Origin of the sequence: Azospirillum baldaniorum, assembly GCF_003119195.2 — a bacterium.
GTDB classification, from domain to species: domain Bacteria; phylum Pseudomonadota; class Alphaproteobacteria; order Azospirillales; family Azospirillaceae; genus Azospirillum; species Azospirillum baldaniorum.
The window spans coordinates 1-22,148 of sequence record NZ_CP022262.1; the positions used below are offsets into that span (position 1 = coordinate 1).

A 22,148-nucleotide genomic window follows, 5' to 3' on the forward strand; every position below is an offset into this window, starting at 1 on the left:
GGCGATCAGCCAGGGCGACCCGTCGGTCTTCCTGACCCACCCGATCTCGGCGGCCCTGCTGATCATCGCGGCCCTGCTGGTGATCGGCCCGATGGTCCTGCGCTACCGGAGCAATGGGGCGGCCAAGGGCACAGGCAAGAACGACAACGCCTCCCCGTCCGGCAGCCATCCCGCGACGTAAGACCGCCATTCTTCGGCCATTCTTCGAAGGACTTTTTCATGGAAAGCGTCGATCTCTGGTCGCAGCTCGCCGCCCTTGGGCAGGTGGTCGCCATCGACCTCGTGCTGGCCGGCGACAACGCCATCGTGGTCGGCATGGCCGCCGCCGCGGTGCCGCTGGCGCAGCGCCGCAGGGTGATCTTCTGGGGCATCGGGCGGCCATCATCCTGCGCATCTTCTTCGCCCTGATCACCACCCAGCTCCTCGCCATCATCGGGTTGACGCTGGCCGGCGGCGTTCTGCTGCTCTGGGTCTGCTGGAAGATGTTCCGCGAGCTGCGCTCCCACGGCACGGACGAGGTGGCGCCCGACGAGGCGATGGACGCCCCGGACACGCCGGTCGGCGTGTCCGGGAACACCGCCGGTGCGCGGTCGGCGGCGTCACGGTGGGGGCCGCCATCTGGCAGATCGTGGTGGCGGACGTGTCGATGTCGCTCGACAACGTGCTGGCCGTGGCCGGTGCGGCCAAGGACCACCCCACCATCCTGGTGATCGGTCTGCTGCTGTCCGTCGTGCTGATGGGGGCGGCCGCCAACATGATCGCGCATGTCCTGCACAGGCACCGTTGGATCGGCTGGGTCGGTCTCGCCATCATCACCTATGTGGCGCTCGACATGATCTGGCGCGGCAGCAACGAAGTCCTCATGCACACCTCCTGGCTATCGTGACGGAGCGAATCCGATGATCAAGAAGGTTCTCGTTCCCCTGACCGGGCGGCCGCTGGACCGCCGCGCCATCGCCACGGCCTTTCTGCTCGCCGACCGCTTCCGCGCCCATGTGGAGGGGTTGAGCGTCATGCCGCAGGTCGAAATCCGCACCTCCGTGGAAAGCGCCGCCATCCCCAAGGCGCTGGTCGAGCAGCTCATCCGCATCGGGCAGGAGGATCAGGCGCGGGTGGTCGATTCCGCCCACAGCCTGTTCGAGGAGTTCCGCAGCCGCTTCGGCGCCGCGGAGGCGGACAGCCTGACCGGCGGCGGCGAGGACGCGGACGGACTGTCCGCATCCTGGCAGCAGGCCACCGGCCCGCTGGCCGAGACCCTGGCGGAGGAGGCGCGGCTCGCCGATCTGGTGGTGATCGCCCAGACCTCCGACGGCACCAACGCCATGGGTCCGGCCATCGAGGCGACCCTGTTCGGCTCCGGCCGCCCCCTGCTGCTGGCCCCGGCGGCCGAACCGGCGTCGGTCGGGGCCGCGGCGGCGGTGGCCTGGGACGGCGGGGCCGCGGCCTCGCGGGCGGTCGCGGCGGCATTGCCCCTGCTGCAACGCGCCGGCAAGGCGGTCATCCTGTCGGCCGACGTCGCCGACCCCGGACGCACCGCCGACCCTGACCGCCTGTCGGCCTACCTCGCCCTGCACGGCGTGGCGGCGTCGATCCGCCGGGTCGCGGCGTCGGGCCGCGCGGTCGGCCGGGCCTTGCAGGAGACGGCGGCGGAGGCCGGCTGCGACCTGCTGGTGATGGGTGCCTACGGCCACAGCCGGGTCCGCGAACGGGTGTGGGGCGGCGTGACGCTGGACGTGCTGCGCGAGCCGCCCGCCATTCCCATCTTCATGGCGCACTGATTTGTGCATTACGGTGCCCCGGCACCGGGAGACGGACCATGCGCATACTCGTCGTCGAGGACACCGAGGATCTGGCCGACGCCATCGTCCACAGGCTGCGCAAGCTGGGCTACGCCGTCGATTGGGCGCCGACCGGGGACGAGGCGGAGGAATTGCTGCGCCAGGAGGCGTACCAGCTCGTCCTGCTCGACATCATGCTGCCGGGGGTGGACGGGCAGACGCTGCTGAACCGCCTGCGCCAGCGCCGCGACGCCACGCCGGTCCTGGTGATGACCGCCCGTTCCCAGGTGAATGTCCGGGTCGACCTGCTCGACCTCGGCGCCGACGACTTCATCGTAAAGCCCTTCGACCTGCGGGAGCTGGAGGCCCGCTGCCGCGCCCTGCTGCGCCGCTCGCACGGGCTCGCCTCCTCGCGCACGCAGTTCGGCAATCTGGTCTTCGACGCGGCGGCCAAGAAGGTGCTGGTCGACGGCCGCCCCGTCGATCTGGGCGGCCGCGAGTTCCGCCTCCTGGAGCTGTTCCTCAGCAACCTGAACACCGTCCTGTCCAAGGAGGACCTGATGGACCGGCTGTTCAGCCTCGACCAGCCCACCGCGCTGAACGCCATCGAGTTGTATGTCTCCCGCCTCCGGCGCAAGCTGGAGGGCGCGTCGGTGGAGATCCGGACGGTTCGGGGGCTGGGGTATGTGGCGGAAGTGTGTGCCGAAGGCTGAAGGATTCTCGCTGCGGCGGCGGCTGTTCATCCGGCTGCTCGGCGTGCTGGCCGTCCTGACCGCCGGGCTGTTCCTGTTCGTCAGCGCCTACGCCCAGCGCGCCGCCGACGCCGCCTTCGACCGGTTGCTGATGGCGTCGGCGCTGTCGATCTCCGACACGGTGCGGGTGGAGGACGGGCGCTTCTCCGTCGACCTGCCCTACTCCTCGCTGGGCATCCTGGCCCAGGCGCGGCGCGACCGCGTGTTCTACCGGATCACCGCCCCGGACGGCGAACTGGTCACCGGCTACCACGACCTGCCGATGGCGCCCGCCAAGGCCGGGGTCGCCGGAGCAGCCGGCGGCGATTCCGCCACCCGGTTCGAGAACGCCACCTTCCGCGGCATGCCGGTGCGGATCGCCGTCCTGAAGCGCTTCGCGGCGCAGCCGGAGCTTGGCGGCTGGATCACCATCGCCGTCGCCCAGACGCGGGAGGAGCGCGGGGCGCTGGCCCGCGACATCCTGGCGAACGCCTTCCTGCCCATCGCCTTCACCGTGGTCGCGGCGGGCGGGCTGATCTGGTTCGGGGTGCGGCAGGCGCTGGCCCCGCTGGGCTCGCTGGAGCGGATGATCCGCGAGCGGCAGCCCCACGACTTCTCTCCCATCGCCATGCCGCCGCCGCAGGAGGTCTCGCAGCTCGTCCAGGCGATCAACCAGCTCATGGCCCGGCTCAAATCCAACCTCGACACCATGCAGACCTTCCTGGCCGACGCCGCCCACCAGATCCGCACGCCGCTGGCCAGCCTGCGCCTGCAGGCCGAACTCGCCATCGACGAGGACGATCCCGAAGCCCTGCACCGCATCGCCCAGCGCGTGCACCGCAACGCGGTGGAGGCCAGCCAGCTGACCAGCCAGCTCCTCAACCACGCCATGGTGATCCACCGCAGCGAAGCCTTGAAGCCGGAGGACGTCGATCTCGGCGCCCTGCTGGAGCAAGTGTTCCAGCGCGCCCGCGCGGTGGCCGGCGACACGGCGATCCGCCTGGACATCGACCGCGCGGCGGAGCCGGCCACCGTCCCCGGCGACGCGATCAGCCTGCGCGAGGCGCTGACCAACCTGCTCGACAACGCGGTGAAATACGCCGGCCCATCCGGCCCCATCGACCTGTCTTTGACACCTTTGCCAAACGGGCGCGGCCTGCGCGTGGAGATCGCCGACCGCGGCCCCGGCGTGCCGGACGCCGAGAAGCGCCGCGTGCTGGAGCGGTTCGGGCGCGGCAGCTCCGCCGCCGGGGTGGCGGGCAGCGGGCTGGGCCTCGCCATCGTCACCTCGGTGGTGGAGGCGCATGGAGCGGATTTGTCCCTGCTCGACCGCCCCGGCGGCGGGCTGATCGCGCGCATCGATTTCCCGGAGGCGGGCGGCACCACCACGGCGGGGGGAGGGGCCGCGCGGGCCCTGCTGCCCCTTCTGGTCCTCGTCGCTCTGCTCTGGGCGCCTTGGATGCAGGCCGCGCAGGCGGCGCAACTGCTCACCTACCCCGCCCCCGGCGGCGAGCGGGAGAGGCTGCGCATCCATTCCGCCACCGACCGGCAGGCCATCGAGCCGCTGGTCCTCGATTTCCAGCAGCTCCATCCCGACGTCACCATCGAATACAAGGACATGGACACCGCCGACCTCTACGCCGAGGCGGTGGCCGTGCCGGCGAAGGGAGCCGCAGCGGAGACTCCCGACCTGCTCATCAGTTCGGCCTCCGACCTCCAGGTGAAGCTGGTCAACGACGGTTACACCCAACCCCACCGCTCCGCTTTGACCGACGCTCTGCCGGACTGGGCGAACTGGCGGGACGAGGCGTTCGGCTTCACTTTCGAGCCGGCGGTGATCGCCTACCACCGCGACCTGCTGCCGGACGCCCAGGTGCCGCGCACGCGCCCGGCGCTGATCCGGCTGCTGCGCGACGACCCGGCGCGCTTCAGCCGGCGCGTCGCCACCTACGACACGGCCACCAGCGGCATCGGCTATTTGCTGGCCTCGCACGACGCCCTGCTGTTCGGCCAGTACTGGCAGCTCGTCGCGATGATGGGCAACGCCCAGGCGCGGCTGGCCTGCTGCTCCGGCGAGATCCTCGACATGGTGGAGCGGGGCGAGGTGCTGATCGCCTACAACGTCCTCGGCTCCTACGCGCGGGCGCGGGCGGCGGCGGGGGCGCCCATCGGCATCGTGGTGCCGGAGGACTACACGCTGGTCATCTCCCGCGTCGCGGTGATCCCCCGGACGGCCCCCCGGCCGCAGCTCGCCGGGGCGTTCATCGACTATCTTCTGTCGCCGCGCGGGCAGGAGGTGGTGGCCGACCGCTCCGCCCTCTACGCCATCTCCTCCGGCATCAAGCGGGAGGCGTCGGCGTCGGGCCTGCGCTCCAGCACGGCGGCACCACTGCACCCCATATCTCTCAGTCCGGCCCTGCTGGTGTTCCTCGACCGGCTGAAGCGGGAACGCTTCCTGCAGCAATGGCAGTCGGCGATCATGCTGCCCTGAGTCTTTGAGGGGGGCCGCAACCCGCACCCCTGCGCGATGCCTCAGCCATTCCAGCCTCCCGGCGGCGATGGCGCCCGCAGAGCCATGCCCATGCCGTGCAGCCGCGTCCGGCGCTTGTCGACCGGCAGGGCCGCCAGCCCGAGCAGCACCGTCGTCGCGGAATCGAGGCCGCCCGGCGGCCCGATCGCCCCGCTGCCCAGGGCCTCGGCGATCGCATCCGACCGCCCTGCGTCCGGGCTTTCGGCGGCGGCCAGCAGACGCTCCGCGGCGGCGGCGCGGTCCGGCACCGCCCCACGCCCCCCCGCTTTCTTCAGGAGGGCCTTCACCCGCTGACGGTCGTTGCGGTCCTGGAAATGGCCGTGCCGCTGCATCAACCGCACCGCCTCGACCATGTAGTCGGCGAAGCTCCTCAGGTCCCGGCCCACCCGATGCGGAGGCTGTTCCTGCGCCGTCGCCACCGCTTGATGCAACCAGCCGCTGGTCCGTGAGACCTCGGTGATCGCATCCGCGGGGAGCGGCGGCGCAACCGCGGCGAAAAGGTCCGCAAGGATCAGAGCGTCCTCGGCTCCGTCGAGAACCGGACGCCGCAAAGCCTCTGCGAGCAGTCCGTTGAGCCACGGTGAAGAAAAAGGATGTGCTCGCCGTTCCTGCATCCGGAACCCCATGAAAATGACATGGATTTGCAACCTCACGCAGAAGATACCAACTCTTCCGCGGATAGCAACGGAAACGATCCTATCAAGTGAGATGTTTCACAAGAATCAGCCATCACCAATGCGGAAATGAACGCATATGTATTCCACCGTGAGAAACTGTGATCGACAGATTCAATACAAATACGCGATATGTCCTTGAGCGCGTGCACAACCGCTACTAAGATACACTCGGGTATGCAGGAGGGGCGCATGGCGGGCCTGTTGCAGGAACGTACGGGACGCGCGGCGCACGCGAACGCAGCCTTGGCGGCTTGCCCACGGCGTCAGCCGGATCAAGCCGAACGGTGCCACGCACAGGCACCGGCCGGCGGGACACCGCCAGTCAGGACACCTCTGGCCTGAATCCTGCCGGATGCCACCACGGGCAACGTTTTCCCGCAAGGCACGGGCCGGCGTCATCGGGCGGAGGTCTTCGAGGACCGAAGTGAACCTCATTCCCTTCTGAAAGGACCATCGAGAATGAACGACAACAACGAACGCGTCTCGTCCGTGCAGCCGGCGAACCTCGACCTCTCCTTCATCAACAAGCGGCTCGAGATGGCCGGCTACACGCCGCAGCAGGCCACGGAATCGGTTGAGGCCTACCGCCAGTTCCTCGTCGTGGTCGCGGCGAAGCCGAACCTGATCCTGGTCCCGACGAAGGCGGCCGACGCGGCTTGGCACGAGCACATCCTGTTCATGGACCGCTACGAGGCGGACATGATGCGTCTGGTCGGCGCCCGGGTTCACCATCACCCGGACGCACCCGACGCCGACGCGTGGCAGAAGGCCGTCGCCAACACCCAGGACGCCTTCCGGACGACGCTCGGCGTGGAGATTCCGACGGAAGAACTCGCCGGCTGCTTCCTCACGGTCGAGGCGGCCTGAGCGTCATACGATCGTATTGATCGTTGCATGACACGGTGCGTTTGCTGCTAAATTCGCTCGAATGGCAGCGCGTTTCGTAGATGCCCCTCTGAGCGGCGGTCCAGGCCTCGTTCAGAGGGGGTGTCCGTCATCCCCGGCAGCGAGAGGAAGGAGGGATTCATGTCTGATCTGGTCCACGATCTTTCCGGCCGCGCCAGGGACATGAACGCCGGGCTTGCCATCTTCGACAAAAGCGACACGCTTCTGGCAACCAATGACAAGCAAAAGACAATCTATCCCTTCATCGACTATTCGCGCTCGGTGACGTTCCGCGACATCGTGTGGGAATGCGTAAGGCACAAGAAATTCAGCTCGGACACCATTTATTCCGACCCGGACCGGTGGATCGGCTACGCCGAGAACCTTCGCCGGTTCAACCGGTTCTGGCAGTCCTTCACGCTTCATTCCGACGGGCGGGTCATACAGATCACCTACGAGCGGTTGGAAGACACGGACGGCTGGTGGTACCAGATCCGACGCGACGTCACCAGCAACGTCCAGAACAGCGTCCGGGGCGGCTTCGACAGCCTGATTTCCCTCAACGGCGGCGGCGTCCTGCCACCGTCGGGCCAGCCCTCCTTCGTCGTCCGGCTTCTCGACGCCCTGCCCTACCCAGCAGCGTTGCTGACGGCGCGCTGCCAAGTCATCGACGGCAACCAGTCCTTCGCCTCCATCCTGTCGCGGGGGGACGGGCTATCCATGGTCGGTGGCCGGCTTTGCATCCCCAATGCCCCGACCGAACAAGCGGAGCTGGCCAAGCGGGCCGCCGGCTTCTTCCGCCGCCGCACCCGCACGCCGATCACGCTGCGCGTGTCGCGCCTGGACCAGCCATCGCCTTATTTCGCCACCCTGTCGGAACCGCCGGCCCAGAGCGTCGGAAACGGCGGCCCGATGAGCGGCATCCTCCTCCTGACCCTCGTCGATCCGGATATCCTGCCCGCCGTGTCGGCACGCGCCGTCGCCGATCTTCTCCAGATCACCGGATCGGAAGCCGAGATCGCGCTGGCCCTGTGCTCGGGCCGGAGCGTCGACGAGATCGCCGAAGATCGCGGGGTGGAGCGGCGCACCGTCTACAATCAGGTGTCGTCCATCCTGGGCAAGACCGGGCTGCGCAATCAGGCGGGAATCGTTCGGCAGGTGACGATGATCTGCTGGCATTTCGGGTCGCGCGTCTGATCGAATCCGGGTATGCTGCCCGATGCATCGCCGGCCGCGCGAATACCTGGATATGGACGCACTCTTGTGCATACATATGGCGGACGTCCGGTGCAGTTCCGGTTCCGCTCTGGCCGGAGGCCGTGAAGAAGGCAGGGGCGTCTGTTTTTCCCATTTTCCGCCCATCGCCCCGCCCCGATCGTCCTGCAACGTCCCGCATCATGCCCCTGCCCGCCGCTCTGCGTCTGCTCCTGACCGTTCTGGCCATCGTGACCGGTGGCGCGAGCGCCGTGTTTCCGGCAGCGGCCGAAACCTTGCGGGCCAGCCTGTCCGACGATCTGACGACCATCGATCCGTTCGCCTTTCCCGGCTTGGTCTCATCCGGTGTCCTGCGGCAGGTCTATGAGGGCTTCACCGCCATCGACGCCGCCGGCAACGCCGTTCCGGCGCTGGCCACTCGTTGGGAGACGCCGGATGGTGGGCGAACGTGGCGCTTTACCCTGCGCCCGGACGTGCGGTTCCATTCGGGACGCCCATTCACCGCCGCCGACGTCCTGTGGACTTGGGAACACCATCTGACGCGCACGCCCCAGCCCGGCTACAGCGCCTTCTACCTGCGCGGCATCGAAGGGGCCGCGGCGTTGCAGCAGGGGACAGCCGCCTCGCTGTCCGGCGTCGCCATGCCCGACCCTCACACGCTCGTCGTGCGGCTGGCCGAACCCGACGCGCTGTTCCCGCTCTACCCGTTCCTGTTCGTCGACCGCGGCATGGAGGACGAATTCGGGCCCGTTTGGCACGAGCGGGCGTCCGGCGGCACCGGGCCGTTCCGCCTCACCTCCTGGCGGCGCGGCGAATCCGTGCGTCTGGAGGCCCACGCCGATTACTGGGGCGGTGCCCCAGCCGTGGAGGCGGTGTCCCTGGCGGTGCTGCCCGACACCAACACGTTGCTGGCGCGCTACGACGCCGGAGAGCTGGACGTCGCGCCGCTTCCCGACAACGCGGTGCGCACGGTGGTCCGTCAACCGCGCTACGACGGGCAGATCGCGGCCTTCCCCCGCGCGCAGGTGCGCTATCTCGCGCTGAACCAGGATCTGTACCCGCCTTTCCGCGACCAGCGCGTGCGTGAGGCGTTCCGTTACGCGCTGGACCGGGTCGCCACGGTGAACGGGCTCCATGCCGGGCGGGCGCTGCTGACGAACGGCTTCGTCACGCCCGGCCTGGGCGGCTACCACCCCGACGCGGTGCCGTTGACCCCGACCGATCCGAACCGGGCCAAGGCGCTTCTGGCGGAGGCCGGCCACGCCGGGGGGCGCGGATTGCCGCCGCTCCAGATCGCCGGTGGCCCCAACGTGCGCGAGGAGGCCACCTATTTCGCCGCCCAGCTCACCGCGGTGCTGGGAATTCCGGTCGGCGTGCGCATCCAGGAGCGCGCGGCCTTCGTGGCGGCAATCAACGAGGGGCGCGAGGCGCTGTTCATCAACGGCTGGACGGCGGATTTCCCCGATCCCATGGACCAGCTCGCCACCCAATGGCACAGCGCCAGCCCGACCAACCGCGTCCGTTGGCACAACCCGGATTTCGACCGGCTCATGGAGCGGGCGCGCGGCCTCGCCGACCCCGACGCCCGCAACGCGCTCTACCGGGACGCCGAAGCCCTGCTCCGGGGGCAGGCCGTGGCGGTGCCTCTTCCCGTGCCGCAGTTCGTGGCTCTGGTGCGGCCGGGCGTGACCGGGGTGGTCATCCGGCCCGACGGCACGACGGATTACCATTCCGCCCGGTTGCCATGACGGCACGCCGGCTCGGCCGCTATGGCCTGCCCTGGCGATTGGCTTGGCGAATGGCCCGGCGCCTGCCGGGGCTGCTGCTTCTGGCCGGAGCCGCCGTGCTGGCGAGCTTCCTGGCCTCCCACGCGCTCCCCGGAGATCCGGTCCTGCTCATGGTCGACGGGCGGACCGCCGACCCGGAGATGATCCGCCGGCTGAGGGAAGACGCCGGGCTGGATCAGCCGATCGCCGTTCAATTCCTGTCCTACACGCTGGCCCTGCTGCGGGGTGATCTCGGCCAATCGCTGCGCTACGGCGGCGTGCCGGTGACGGCGCTGCTGGGCGAAGCCTTGCCGGTGACGTTGGGGCTGATGGCGGGTGCGGCGGCACTGGCCCTGCCCCTCGGACTCCTGCTGGGTCTCGCCGCGGCGGATGTCCGGCGGGCGTGGCCGGGCACGGCCCTCACCATCGGGTCGGTGCTGGCCCTGTCGGTGCCGCCGCTGGCGCTGGCGACGTGGCTGATGCTGGCGGGGTCCGGTACGGCGCCCTGGGCCGTGGCGGCGCTCGCCCTGCCGGCGGTGGCGATGATCGCCCGCCTGACGCGGACCCAGGTGATGGAGGTGCTGGGACGCGACTTCATCCGCACCGCGCAGGCCAAGGGGCTGGGACGAAGCGCCGTTCTGCTGCGCCACGCCCTGCCGAACGCCCTGGTGCCGCTGGCGGCGGCGGCCGGATCGGTGGCCGGGACGATCCTCACCACCACGGCTGCGGTGGAGACGGTCTTCGCCCTGCCGGGGGTGGGGCGGCTGACCGTCCAGGCGGTGCTGGCCCGCGACCACACGGTCGCCGGAGCCGCCGTTCTGATCTTCGTCCTGATGCAGGTCGCCATCAGCCTGACCGCCGAGCTGCTGATCGGCTTGGCCGATCCGCGACTTCGCAACAATGGGTTGCGCAACAATGGGTTGCGCGACGATGGGATGCCGTCGTGATCGCCGTGCGTTCCTTCACCGGACGCGCCGGCCTGCTGCTCGCGGCGGCGCTGGCCGTGCCGCTGGCCCTCGCCGCCCTTCTGCTGCCGCTCGACCCGTCCGCCATGGATCTCGGGCAGGCCTGGGCCGGGCCGTCCGCCGCCCACCCGCTGGGCTGCGACGGGCTGGGCCGCGACGTCGCCGCCCGGCTGATCGCCGGGACGGGAACCTCCTTCGCCATCGCCGGGCTGGCGCTCACCCTGGCGGTGGGGCTGGGAGTCGCCTCGGGCGGGGTGGCGGGCTGGATCGGCGGGCGCACGGACGCCGTTGTCCTGCGGCTCGCCGACCTGCTGCACGGCTTTCCCGAGCTGTCGCTCGCCATCGCCGCATCCGCGCTGCTGGGTCCGGGCACGGAGGCCATGGTGCTGACACTCGCCCTGGCGGCGTGGCCTTCGCAGGTCCGCTGGTGCCGGGCGCTGGCCCTGTCGAACCGGACCGCCGAGCATGTGCGGGCCGCCACCGCCCTCGGCGCGGGACCGCTGCACACGGTCCGCCGCCATCTCCTGCCGGCGGTCGCCGGGCCGGTCGCCATCCGCGCCGCCCTCTCCATCGGTCCCGTCATGGTGGCGGAGGCGACGCTGAGCGGTCTCGGCCTGGGCATCCAGGAACCGGCGGTGTCGCTGGGCACCCTGATGCGCGACGGGCTGGCCGACCTGCGCGACGCCCCTCACCTGATCGGCGCGACGACGGTCACCGTCGCCGCCATCGCCCTGGCCGTCAACCTGCTGGCCGAAGGTCTGCGCGAAGGCCTCGACCCGCGGAGCGCACCGTTCCGCCGGCCGTGAGGCCGCGTCCCTCAGCGCCGCTGCAGCGCCATGGTGTAGCGGAAGCCGGCGCCCGGATGGGTGTTGACCGCGATCTCCACCAGACGACCGTCGTCGGTGAAATAGCGCCGGGTGATGACGAGGATCGGCGACTGCGGCGGGACATGCAGGCGCGAGGCGACGTTCAGACTGGCCGGGGCGGCCTCGATGTCCTGCATCACCTCGGCGATGCGGACGCCGTAGCGCTGCTCCAGCACCGTGTAGATGGCGTACTGAACCACCTCCAGGTTGCGCACGACGTCGGAAAAGGCGGCGTCGATGTAGACCTCGACATAGGAGAAGGGCTCCGACGTCTCGCGGGTGCGGCGCAGGGCGCTGACGCGGAACCACTGCGTCTCGGGGCGGCAGCCCAGCCGTCCCGCCAGTTCCTCCTCCACGATGATGCGGTCCACCGAGAGGATTTCCAGCCGGGTCGAGGTGGCGTACTGCACCAGCTCGTCCAGGGAACTGATCGAATTGACGAAGCGCCCGTCGGCGCGGCGCGCCGCCAGGACCGAACCCGATCCCTGGCGGCGCAGGATGTAGCCCATCTCCTGAAGCCGGCGCAGCGCCTCGCGCACCGTGTGGCGGCTGACGGCGAAGCGGCTGCACAGCTCCTGCTCGGTCGGCAGGCGGTCGCCGACGGCGTAGACGCCGGAGTCGATCTCCTCCAGCAGGCTGCGGACGATCTCCTGGTAGAGCGGGGTCTCCCCCCGCTCCGCCGCGCCGTCCGTGCCGCTGTTGTCCTTCAGGCTGTCCGCTTCGTCCGACATCGCATCCCTCATGATGCCGGAAGATGGACGAGCCGGGGCGCCGATGCAACCGGCGTACGAGGATGATCCGCGCGGGACGGCTTACGTCAGCAGGACCAGCGACAGGGCCGGGAAGGCGTTGATGACGAGCAGGGCCACCACCCGCATCCCGTAGAAGGGCAGCACCCCCTTCACGATGGCATGGAGCGGCATCTTGGTGATGCGGCTCATCACGAACAGGTTCAGCCCGACCGGCGGCGTCAGGGTCGCCACCTCCACCAGCGCGGTCATGATGACGGCGAAGTGGATCGGGTTCACCCCCACCGCCTGCGCCATCGGGAACAGAATCGGCGCCAGCAGCACGATCATCGACACGCCGTCCAGGAACATGCCGACGACAAGCAGCAGCAGATTGACCGCCAGCAGGAACTCGAAGGGGGAGACCTGCGCCTCCTTCAGCATCGCGGTCAGCTCGGCGGACAGGCCGAGGCGGGTCAGCACCGCGGTCAGCAGGCCGGAGCCGAGCAGCACGCCGTAGATCATCACCGTCTGGAGCACCGACTCCCGCGCCGTCTCCCACACCGCGGCGAGGTTGGCCGTGCGGTAGACCATCGTCACCAGGACCACCGCGTAGACCGCGGCCAGCGCCGACACTTCGGTCGGGGTGAACCAGCCCATGTAGATCGTGCCGATGATGATCACCGGCATCATCAGCGCCCCGGCGGCACCCGGCAGGCGCTGGCCGAAGCCCTTCCAGTCCGGACGCTCGCCGACCCGGCCGTAACCGTTGATCCGGCTGACGATCAGCGTGGTGAGGCCGAGCAGGAACGCCTCGAACAGGCCGGGCACGATGCCGGCGATGAACAGGTCGGTGATCGGCAGCCCGACGATGGAGCCGATCAGGATGAAGGTCAGCGACGGCGGGATCATCAGCCCCAGCGTGCCGCAGACCGCGACCAGCGAGGCGGCGAAGCGGGGCGGATAGCCCTCCGCCGGCAGCAGCTTCACCGCCGCCGGGCCGAGCGCCACGGCGCAGGCCACCGACGAGCCGTTGACCGCCGCAAAGAACACGCTGGACATGGCCAGCGCCAGGGCGACGCCGCCGCGGAACCAGCGGATCACCGTGCCGACCAGATCGAGGATGACCAGCGCGAGGTTGCCACGCGACATCAGGTTGCCGGCGAAGATGAAGAACGGGATGCAGACCAGCGCGTATTTGTCGACGGAGTCCCAGGCCATCTGCGCGACCAGGACGACCGGGATGTTGAAATTGAAGGTCAGCAGCCCGACCGCGATGACGCCCAGGGCCAGCGCGATATGCACGCCCCCCGCCACGAGAAGCAGCAGGCTGACGACGGCGATGATGGATGTCATGGTGTTTCCTTCCCCCCTTACTGGGTTGCCCTTTTCTTATCGCCGCCTAGAGATTCTCGCCCTCTGTGGGCGGATCGGGGTCCTGGCCGCGCAGCAGCAGGATGATGTTGCCGATGAAGGCGAAGCCGTAGAGCACCCCGCCCAGCGGCAGCACCAGCCGGACCATCCACAGCGGCAGGTCAAGGTTGGATTCGGTGAACATGCCGATGGCCTGGAGGTGCGCGACCTCCTGAATCCCGGCGACCACCAGAAGCACGCTGAAGCCCAGCCCGATCAGGCTGTTCACCCAGGAGAAGGCCAGCCGCAGCCCCTGCGGCATCATGTTGAGCAGCAGGTCCATGCGGATGTAGTGGCCGTGCCGCGTGCCGACGCCCAGCGACAGGAGCACGCTCCACACCACCATGAAGCGGACCAGCTCCTCCGCCCACCAGTGGCTTTCCGACAGGAGGGAGCGGCTGGACGCCTCGTAGAACATGATGCCGATGGCCGCCATCATCAGGATCGTGGCGACGTTCAGGAGGAGGCGGTCCTCGATGAAGCTCCACCAGCCCGGCAGGCCGCGGCCCGGCTGCGAAGCGGCGCCCGCCGGCGGCGCTGCCGCTTGGGTGTGCGGAGCGGCGGAGGTCAATGTATCGGTTCCCGGCATGGGTGGAACTCCCTTCACGAGAAGACCTGTGTCTGGGGGACGCGGCTCAGCCAGCCGGCGGCGCGCTCGTAGGCGTCGGCGATGCGCAGCAGCGTGGCTTCCGCCTGCGGGCGGGCGATGAGCTGCATGGCGATCGGCATCCCGTCCGGATCGAAGCCGGCGGGCGTGACGAGCGCCGGCAGGCCGAGGTAGGAAACCGGGCGGGTCAGCGCCGCCACCCCGGCGACCACCGCGGCCATCGCCGGCCCGGCCCCCACGTCGGTCTGGGCGGCGGTCGGCACGCGGCTGCGCAGGGCGGGGACGAACAGCGCGTCGCACCGGGCGAAGGGGCCGTCGATCATCGCCCGGAGATGAAGCGCGCGGAGCTGCTTCGCCTGGAGGTAGGAGGCCGCCGGCACCATCAGCCCCTGCAGAAGGCGGGCACGCACCTGCGGGCCGTAGTCCTGCGGACGTTCGCGCAGCCAGGGCGCATGGACGGCAGCCGCCTCCGGCGTGAAGACGAGATTGGCAAGGTCGCCGTAGGGCTCGTGGTCGGGGATGTCCACGTCCACGACGCGGGCGCCGGCGCGCTCCAGCACCGCCCGCGCCCGCTCCAGCGCGGCGGCGACGGCGGGGTCCAGGCCATCGTAGTAGAATTGGCGTGGGATGCCCAGCCGCAGCCCCTCGACCCCCTGGCCGATGGCCGCCACGGCGTCCGTCCGCCCGGTGATGACCGAGAACAGCGTCGCCGCGTCCTCGGCGCTGCGCGCCAGCGGCCCGACGCAGTCCAGGCTTTCCGACAGCGGCATCACGCCGTCCATCGGCGTCGCCCCCTGCGTCGGCTTCAGACCGACCACGCCGCACAGCGCCGCCGGAAGCCGCACCGATCCGCCGGTGTCCGACCCCAGCGAGCCGAAGGCCAGCCGCCCCGCCACCGCCGCACCGGAGCCGGAGGAGGAACCGCCGGTGATGCGGTCAGGGTCCCAGGGGTTGCGGCAGCGCCCGAGATGGGCGTTGTGCCCGGTCGGCCCCATGGCGAACTCCGCCATGTGCAGCGTGCCGAGCGTCACCGCACCCGCCGTGTCCAGCCGCTCCAGCACCGTGGCCGTCCGTTCCGGGCGGAAGTCGCCGCGGATCGTCGGAGAGCCGCAGGTGCAGCGCTTGCCGGCGCGGTGGAACATGTCCTTGTGGGCCAGGGGCACGCCGTGCAGCGGCCCGCGCAGCCGCCCGGCCCGAACCTCCGCGTCGGCGGCGCGGGCGGCGGCCAGCGCCTCCTCCGGCTCGACCGACAGGAAGGCGTTGAGCGTCGGATTCAGCCGGGCGATGCGGTCCAGGCAGGCGTCGGCCAAGGCTTCCGCCCGCAGCGTGCCGTCGCGGACCGCCCTTGCGGCCTCCGTCAGGGTCAGTGATGTGGGATCGGTCATGCCCGCTCCCCGGCAATCACCGCAGCATGGGCGCCCAGCGGCACGTCGAACAGCGAGCCGCCGGGATGCGCCGCCGCCAGCACACTTGGCACGGCGGCCAGCAGGCGCCCGCACAGGGCGGCGTCGGCATCGTCCAGGGTCACGCCCTGGATCCTGGACAGGGTCCGCGCGCAAGCCGCGACGTCCCCGATGAGGTTCTCCGTCATTCCTTCCCTCCCTTCCGGTGCTGTCCCCGCGCGGCTCTTCCGGCCGTTCGCCGCGGGCAGGGCCTTGATGGCCCCCTTACCCGGATCGTTGCAGCGTCATTTCATAGCGGTATCGTCCGGCCGCGTGGCTGCTGACCGCCACCTCCAGCGCGTTTCCTTCGGCGTCCAGATAATGGCGGATCACCACCAGGATCGGGGTGCCGACCTCCACCGACAGGCGGGACGCGAGGTTGGCGTCCGCCGATGTGGCCTCGATGGACTGCACGACCTCCTCGATGCGCAGGCCGTAGCGGCTTTCCAGCACCGCGTAGACGGCGACCGGAAAGGTGCCGATGGCCTGGGCCACGTCGTCGAAGGCGGCGGGGAGGAACACCTCGGTGTAGCAGAGCGGCGTCCGCTCCCCCGGCTGGCGGCGCAGCGCCACCACCCGGACCCAGGGCGTGTCCGGCTGGGAGCGCAAAAGCTCCGCCGTCCGCCCCTCCACCAGGATCTTCTCCACCGCCAGCACCTCCAGCCGGGTGGAGGAGGCGTACTGCCCGATCTCCGCGAGGCTGGACAAAGTGTTGTGGAAGCGCCCGTCGGGGCGGGCGGCGGTCACCACCGACCCCGAGCCCTGGCGGCGCGCGATCAGGCCGAGATCCTGGAGCCGGCGCAGCGCCTCCCGCACCGTGTAGCGGCTGGCGGAGAAGCGCAGGCACAGCTCCTGCTCGGTCGGCAGCCGTTCGCCGACCCCGACCCGCCCGTCCGAAATGTCGGCGCGCAGCGCGTCCAGAATCTCCTGGAAACGCGGCCCCTCCGCGGCGGACGGGCGGACGGAGGCCGGGCGAACGGCGGCTTTCACAGCGCCCCCTGCTCGCGCAGTGCGGCGATCCGCTCCGGCCCGATGCCGATGCGGCCCAGCACGTCCTCGGTGTCGGCGCCCAGCGCCGGGGCGGGGCGGGTGGGAAGCCGCTCGCCGCCGATGCGCACCGGCCCGGTCAGCATCCGCACGCCGTTGGACCCGTCCGGGTAGGCGAAGTCGGCGACCCGGTCGCTGTCGCGGACGAAGGGGTTCTCCAGCGACTGCGCGATGTCGAGGACGGGGGCCGCGGGAACCGCGCCACCGAGGATCTCCACCCACTCCGCCGTGTCGCGCTGGCCGAGCACCTCGTCCAGCAGGACGGTGAGCTGCTCGCGGTTGGCGAGCCGGTCCTTGAAGCTGCGGAAGCGCGGGTCGTCCCCCCATTCCGGCTTGCCGATCTTGTCGCAGAAGACCGGCCAGAACTTCTCCTTGTTGCACATGACGAACAGCCAGCCGTCGCGCGTCCGGTAGAGCTGCGACGGGGTCAGCGAGGGATGCGCGGAACGCGGCTCCCGCCCCTGGTTGTGGCCGCCGTTGAGGTACCAGGTGGCGAGGTAGGTCATGTTGTGCAGTGCCGTGTCGAACAGGCTGACATCCACGTCCGAGCCCTTGCCGCTGGCCCGCGCACCAACCACGCCGGAGACGAGGCCGAAGGCGGTCATCAGGCCGGTCATCATGTCGACCACCGACATGCCGAAGCGGGCGGGCGGGCCGTCCGGCTCGCCGGTCACCGACAGGTAGCCGGCCTCCGCCTGCATCAGATAGTCGTAGCCCGGCCAGGCCCGCCGCGGCCCCGTGCGCCCGTAGGCGGACAGGTGGGCGCAGACGATCTTCGGGTTGACCGCCTTCAGATGCTCGTAGGTCAGCCCCAGCTTGTCCGGCAGGTCGCCGCGCAGGTTGTCCAGCACGGCGTCGGCGTAGCGCACCAGCTCGTGCAGCACCGCCATGCCCTCGGGGTGCTTCAGGTTGAGGGTGATGCTGCGCTTGTTGCGGTTGAAGGACTGGTAGAAATGGCTGTTGCCGGGGCCGAAGAAATGGGGGCCGACATGCCGGCCGACCTCGCCGCCCTCGGCGGGATTCTCGACCTTGATGACTTCGGCCCCGAGATCGGCCAGCAGCATGGTGCCGAACGGGCCGGCGCCGTATTGCTCCACGGCGATGACGATGACGCCTTCGAGGGGTAGCACGCGGTGTCTCCCTGATGGGGGTGTGCGGGGTGTGGAGCGAAGTGGTTGCACTTGCCCCCCTCCCGGCCTCCCCCCGCTTTCGCAGGGGGAGGAGAAGAGTCCCCTCCCCTGCAAAGCGGGGGAGGGTTAGGGTGGGGGTCCGTGCCGACCACCCACCCCTCACACCGGATTCTGCTCGATCAGCCGCTTGGCGATGATGATGCGCTGGATCTCGTTGGTGCCCTCGCCGATGCACAGCAGGGGGGCGTCGCGGTAGAGCCGCTCCACCACGAACTCCTTGGAATAGCCGTAGCCGCCATGGATGCGCATGGCGTCCAGGGAGTTCTCCACCGCCGCTTCGGAGGCGAAGAGCTTGGCCATGCCGGCCTCGTAGTCGCAGCGCTCGCCGCGGTCGAGCGCCTTGGCCGCCTGCTGCACGAGAAGCCGCGCCGCGGAAACGCGGGTCGCCATGTCGGCCAGCTTCATCGCCACGGCCTGATGCTCGTGGATCGGCTTGCCGAAGGTCTTGCGCTGCTGGCTGTACTTCACGGATTCGTCCAGCGCCGCCTGGGCGACGCCGACGCCGCGCGACGCCACGTTGACGCGGCCCAGCTCCAGGCCGGAGATGGCGCAGGCCATGCCGCGGCCCTCGACCCCGCCGATCAGCCGGTCGGCCGGAACGCGGTAGTCCTCGAAGACCAGCTCGGCGGAGTCGATGCCCTTGTAGCCCAGCTTCTCCAGCTTGCGGCTGACCTTGAAGCCCGGCCCCTTCTCGGCCAGGAACATCGTCATGCCCTTGTGGCGGGGCTGCGCCGTCGGGTCGGTCTTGACCAGCAGGGCGAAGCAGCTTCCCTGGATGCCGTTGGTGATCCAGGTCTTCGAGCCGTTGATGACGTAGTCGTCGCCGTCGCGCTTGGCCACCGTGCGGATGGCCTGGAGGTCGGTGCCGCAGTCCGGCTCGGTCAAGGCGAGGCCGCCGCGCAGCTCGCCGGTGGCGAAGCGCGGCAGGAAGGCGGCCTTCTGCTCCTCCGTCCCCGTCTTGGTGACGATGAAGGCCATGATGAGGTGCGAGTTGATGATGCCGGACAGCGACATCCACACCGACGAGATGCGCTCGATCATCTTGGCGTAGGTGGAGGGCCGCAGGCCGAGCCCGCCGTATTCCTCGGGGATCGTCGCACCGAACAGGCCCAGCTCCTTCATCCGCTCGACGATCTCGTCGGGGTAGGTGTCGTCATGCTCCAGCTTCAGGGCGACCGGCCGGACATGGCGGTCGAGGAAGCGGTCCACGCTGTCGAGGATCAGGCGGTCCTGCTCGTCGCGTTCCGCGTCGGTCATGCTGGTGGTGGTCTCGCTCATGGCGTGTTTCCCGGATTGGATGGTCAGCGGACGGACGGCGACAGCACGGACAGCGAGTCCGCCGCGCGCGGGCTGGCGTCGAGACCGAGGACGGCGTCGGCGATGCGCGCCGCGGCGGTCTCGTTCACGGTCATGGCGGCGTTGCCGCGGTACTTGTCCACGATCTCGGCGTTGGACAGCGGGCGGTCGGCGGCGCCGCGGTTGATGTGCTCGCGGTGGCGCAGCTCGCGCCCGTCGTCGAGCGTGATGACCAGCTCGCCCGAATAGGCCTTCGGGAAGGGCGAGTCCGGGTCGTGGCGGTAGGACACCTTCGACGCAATGTCGAGGATCGCCGCGTCGCCCAGCGCGTCGTTCTCCAGCTCCGCCAGGGTCAGGCGCCCGCGCACCAGCGCGGCGGCGACCAGGAAGGGCACGCTGAACTGCGCGTCGTAGGAGTTGGACGGCCGCTTCTTGTTGGCCTCCGGCTCGCAGACGGTCTTGACCACCTGCTCGGGCACCAGGGCCTCGATGCGGCGGATGCGCGCGAGGTCGAGGCCGTCGCGGCGCAGCTCCAGGGCGGCGTCGACGCAGGCATGGGTGAAGTGGCAGGCGGGATAGGGCTTGATCGCCGTCGCCATCAGCTCCCACGTCTCGCCGAGGCCGGCGGTGGCGATGCTCAGCTCGGCGCGCCCGGCCTCCTTGCCGAGATAGGCGTTGAACAGGCCGAAGCGGCCCTCATAGGGGCGGGTGACGCCGGTGAAGCCCTCGCGGGCCAGCGCCGCCGCGGTGATGCCCGCCGCCGCCGCCCAGCCGGGATGCAGGCGCTTGTTCCAGGCGCCGTCCTCCAGGAATTCCAGGCTGCCGCTCGCCATCGACAGGGCGATGCCCTGGGCGGCGGCGAGCTGCGCGCGGGTCAGGCCGAGCAGCCGGCCGGCGGCCAGCGCGCAGCCGAACACGCCGATCATGCCCGTCGGGTGGAAGCCCACCTGGTGGAAGCCGCCGCGCGCCACCGCGCCGAGCCGGGCCGCCACCTCGACGCCCAGCACGTAGGCGCTGACCACGGAACGGCCGTCCGCCCCGGTCATCGCCGCCGCCGACAGCACGGCGGGCATCACGCTGGCGGTTGGGTGGATGACGCCGCCGATGTGGGTGTCGTCGTAGTCGAGACCGTGGCAGAGCAGTCCGTTGACCGTCGCCGCGTCGCGGGCGGGCAGCGAGGCGGGCATGCCGATCACCGGCACCGGCCCCTCCCCCGCCAGCCCGCGCAGGGCGGTCAGCGTCTTGTGGGCGAAGTCGTAGCGCGTCGAGGCGAGCGCGATGCCCACGGCGTCCAGCATGTGGTGCGGCGCGCGGGTGCGGACCTCCGCTGGAATGGCGTCGTCGGGGGTGTCGGCGACGAAAGCCGCCAGCGTGGCGGCGATGGATTCCATGGTCGGATCGGTGGCGGGCATGGTTCCTCCCTTTTGTTCTTCTCGGGCTATCTGTTCGTCTGGGATTGTCCGGATCAGTCGCTCCGGATCAGTCGCCGATGCCGTGGCCCCGCTTGGGGACGAGGCTGGCCCGTTCGAAGGTCAGGAAGACCGTGCCGTCGGCCTTGTAGCCCTCGGTGTAGGTGGTCACGATGCCCTGGGTCGGGCGCTTCTTGGATTCGCGCACGTCCAGCACCTTGGAGCGCGCGTAGATCGTGTCGCCGGGGAAGACCGGAGCGACCAGCTTGATCTCCTTCCAGCCGAGGTTGGCAACGGACTTGTAGGAGACGTCGTCCACCGTCATGCCCAGCACCATGGCCAGCGTCAGGCCGCTGTTGACCAGCGGCTTGCCGAACTCCGACTTCTCGGCGAAGGCGTGGTCGCAGTGCATGGGGTGGCGGTTCATCGTCAGCAGGCTGAACTGGATGTTGTCCGCTTCGGTGATGGTCCGGCCGGGGCGGTGCTCGTAGACATCGCCGACGGTGAAATCCTCGAGGTAGCGGCCAAGGTCGGCGACGATGGTCCGCGGTTCCTGAACATCGGGCATGGGCGGGCGTCTCTTGTCTGCGGATCGGAGGGATGATTGCGGGGCGCCGATCATTTCAAGGTGACATGTTCAGCGCGTGTGATAGCATGTTGTACGTACAAATAACACGCCCCCTCACCCTTGGAAAGCGTTTTCATGCCCAACAATCCGCAGAACGCAGCAACGACGCCGGATTCGCCGGTCCGCCGCTCCTACCTGTTCGTTCCCGGCGCCCGCCCGGATCGTTTCGCCAAGGCCCTGGGGGCCGGCGCCGACGCGGTCATCATCGATCTCGAGGACGCGGTGGCCCCCGGCGACAAGGACAGCGCCCGTGCCGCCGTCTGCTCCTTCCTGCGGGAGCACACCGGCGCGGGCGGGCCGGCGGTTTTCGTTCGAACCAATTCGGTGCGCAGCCGCACCGGCTTGCTCGACATCCTCGCCCTGACCGATCTTCCGGACGGCACGGCGCCGCGCTGGGCGGGAATCCTGCTGCCGAAGGTGGACGGGGCCGAGGACGTCCGGCTGGCTGCCGGCCTTCTCGACGAGCGCAATCTGCCCGGCGCGCTCGGCGCGTTGATCGAGAGCGCCGACGGCCTGGAGAACGTCATGGCGATCGCCGCGGCCTCCCCCCGCCTGTCCTTCCTGATGTTCGGCGGGGGCGACCTGTCGGCGGAGCTGCGCGTGCCGCTGGCCTGGGAACCGCTGGTCCAGGCCCGCACCCGCATCGTGCACGCCGCCGCCCGATTCGGGCTGGACGCGCTGGACATGCCGTGGATCGCGCTGGACGACGAGGAGGGCTACCGCCAGGAGCTGGCGCGCAGCGTCCTGCACGGCTTCACCGCGCGCTCGGCCATCCATCCCAAGCAGATCACCGCCATCCACGACGCCTACACCCCGTCGCCCGACGCGGTCCTCCGCGCCGGGCGGGTCCTGGCCGCCTTCGAGGCGGCGGGCGGCGGGGTCTGCGTGCTGGACGGCAGGCTGGTCGAGCGGCCCCTGGTGCTGGGGTCCCATCGAATCCTGGCATTGGCCCGCCGCGCCGGAATGCTGTAGCCA

General features: G+C 70.0%; 20 protein-coding genes and 1 pseudogene. 10 read left to right on the top strand and 11 right to left on the bottom strand.

The genetic code is table 11. The features are described 5' to 3' along the window. The first annotated feature begins 219 nt into the window (after positions 1-219). The 4 genes and pseudogenes from Sp245p_RS31380 to Sp245p_RS31395 all read left to right on the top strand — a co-directional run bounded on the left by Sp245p_RS31380 (position 220) and on the right by Sp245p_RS31395 (position 5,000). Positions 220-886, top strand: a pseudogene (locus Sp245p_RS31380) (TerC family protein). Positions 887-899: 13 nt separating this feature from the next. Beyond that, on the top strand, positions 900-1,778 hold the full coding sequence (locus Sp245p_RS31385) for a universal stress protein (RefSeq protein WP_014200001.1): 879 nt from the start codon (positions 900-902) through the stop codon (positions 1,776-1,778). Between the two features lie 38 nt (positions 1,779-1,816). Then, the gene (locus tag Sp245p_RS31390; RefSeq protein ID WP_014200002.1) at positions 1,817-2,491 is read left to right on the top strand and encodes a response regulator transcription factor; all 675 of its coding nucleotides are present in this window, start codon (positions 1,817-1,819) and stop codon (positions 2,489-2,491) included. Beyond that, positions 2,478-5,000 carry a sensor histidine kinase gene (locus Sp245p_RS31395; RefSeq protein ID WP_109139250.1) on the top strand — a complete coding sequence of 841 codons (2,523 nt, stop codon included), beginning with the start codon at positions 2,478-2,480 and terminating at the stop codon, positions 4,998-5,000. The genes Sp245p_RS31390 and Sp245p_RS31395 overlap by 14 nt, the downstream gene beginning before the upstream one ends. 41 nt (positions 5,001-5,041) lie before the next feature. Here the strand turns inward: Sp245p_RS31395 and Sp245p_RS31400 are convergent, their stop codons facing one another. Continuing rightward, positions 5,042-5,425: a hypothetical protein gene (locus tag Sp245p_RS31400; RefSeq protein WP_145644915.1), complete on the bottom strand. Its 384-nt coding sequence runs from the start codon at positions 5,423-5,425 to the stop codon at positions 5,042-5,044. 750 nt (positions 5,426-6,175) lie between these two features. Here Sp245p_RS31400 and Sp245p_RS31405 point away from each other — a divergent pair. From Sp245p_RS31405 to Sp245p_RS31420, 5 genes are all read left to right on the top strand, one after another. Continuing rightward, a complete protein-coding gene (locus Sp245p_RS31405; protein ID WP_014200008.1) occupies positions 6,176-6,583 on the top strand; it encodes a glycine-rich domain-containing protein in 408 nt (135 codons plus the stop codon). 159 nt (positions 6,584-6,742) lie between these two features. Next, positions 6,743-7,798 (top strand): helix-turn-helix transcriptional regulator, encoded by a 1,056-nt coding sequence (locus Sp245p_RS35300; RefSeq protein ID WP_014200009.1) that lies wholly within the window; start codon positions 6,743-6,745, stop codon positions 7,796-7,798. A 200-nt stretch (positions 7,799-7,998) separates the two neighbouring features. Next, complete coding sequence (locus tag Sp245p_RS35305; RefSeq protein ID WP_014200010.1) at positions 7,999-9,564, top strand: ABC transporter substrate-binding protein; 1,566 nt, start codon at positions 7,999-8,001, stop codon at positions 9,562-9,564. Continuing rightward, positions 9,561-10,529, top strand: a complete 969-nt coding sequence (locus tag Sp245p_RS31415; RefSeq protein WP_014200011.1) for an ABC transporter permease — start codon at positions 9,561-9,563, stop codon at positions 10,527-10,529. Before Sp245p_RS35305 ends, Sp245p_RS31415 begins: the two co-directional genes overlap by 4 nt. Further along, entirely contained in the window at positions 10,526-11,353 is an 828-nt protein-coding gene (locus Sp245p_RS31420; protein ID WP_014200012.1) for an ABC transporter permease, read from the top strand. The genes Sp245p_RS31415 and Sp245p_RS31420 overlap by 4 nt, the downstream gene beginning before the upstream one ends. 11 nt (positions 11,354-11,364) lie before the next feature. Here Sp245p_RS31420 and Sp245p_RS31425 read toward each other — a convergent pair whose 3' ends face one another. From Sp245p_RS31425 to Sp245p_RS31470, 10 genes are all read right to left on the bottom strand, one after another. Then, a complete protein-coding gene (locus tag Sp245p_RS31425) occupies positions 11,365-12,144 on the bottom strand; it encodes a GntR family transcriptional regulator (RefSeq protein WP_014200013.1) in 780 nt (259 codons plus the stop codon). 81 nt (positions 12,145-12,225) lie between these two features. After that, positions 12,226-13,497 (bottom strand): TRAP transporter large permease, encoded by a 1,272-nt coding sequence (locus Sp245p_RS31430; protein ID WP_014200014.1) that lies wholly within the window; start codon positions 13,495-13,497, stop codon positions 12,226-12,228. 46 nt (positions 13,498-13,543) lie between these two features. Next, entirely contained in the window at positions 13,544-14,143 is a 600-nt protein-coding gene (locus Sp245p_RS31435) for a TRAP transporter small permease (RefSeq protein ID WP_014200015.1), read from the bottom strand. 14 nt (positions 14,144-14,157) lie between these two features. Continuing rightward, on the bottom strand, positions 14,158-15,546 hold the full coding sequence (locus Sp245p_RS31440; protein WP_014200016.1) for an amidase: 1,389 nt from the start codon (positions 15,544-15,546) through the stop codon (positions 14,158-14,160). Continuing rightward, the gene (locus Sp245p_RS31445) at positions 15,543-15,752 is read right to left on the bottom strand and encodes a hypothetical protein (protein ID WP_014200017.1); all 210 of its coding nucleotides are present in this window, start codon (positions 15,750-15,752) and stop codon (positions 15,543-15,545) included. The genes Sp245p_RS31440 and Sp245p_RS31445 overlap by 4 nt, the downstream gene beginning before the upstream one ends. 76 nt (positions 15,753-15,828) lie before the next feature. Beyond that, entirely contained in the window at positions 15,829-16,593 is a 765-nt protein-coding gene (locus tag Sp245p_RS31450; RefSeq protein WP_014200018.1) for a GntR family transcriptional regulator, read from the bottom strand. After that, positions 16,590-17,780, bottom strand: coding sequence for a CaiB/BaiF CoA transferase family protein (locus tag Sp245p_RS31455; protein WP_109139252.1), 1,191 nt, complete (start codon positions 17,778-17,780; stop codon positions 16,590-16,592). The genes Sp245p_RS31450 and Sp245p_RS31455 overlap by 4 nt, the downstream gene beginning before the upstream one ends. A 159-nt stretch (positions 17,781-17,939) precedes the next feature. Next, positions 17,940-19,118, bottom strand: coding sequence for an acyl-CoA dehydrogenase family protein (locus Sp245p_RS31460; RefSeq protein ID WP_014200019.1), 1,179 nt, complete (start codon positions 19,116-19,118; stop codon positions 17,940-17,942). Positions 19,119-19,141: 23 nt separating this feature from the next. Further along, positions 19,142-20,548, bottom strand: coding sequence for an MmgE/PrpD family protein (locus Sp245p_RS31465; RefSeq protein WP_014200020.1), 1,407 nt, complete (start codon positions 20,546-20,548; stop codon positions 19,142-19,144). A gap of 67 nt (positions 20,549-20,615) precedes the next feature. Beyond that, positions 20,616-21,113 (bottom strand): MaoC family dehydratase, encoded by a 498-nt coding sequence (locus Sp245p_RS31470; RefSeq protein ID WP_014200021.1) that lies wholly within the window; start codon positions 21,111-21,113, stop codon positions 20,616-20,618. A gap of 135 nt (positions 21,114-21,248) precedes the next feature. Between Sp245p_RS31470 and Sp245p_RS31475 the strand changes: the two genes are divergently transcribed. Further along, positions 21,249-22,145, top strand: a complete 897-nt coding sequence (locus tag Sp245p_RS31475) for an HpcH/HpaI aldolase/citrate lyase family protein (protein WP_014200022.1) — start codon at positions 21,249-21,251, stop codon at positions 22,143-22,145. Positions 22,146-22,148: the final 3 nt, after the last annotated feature.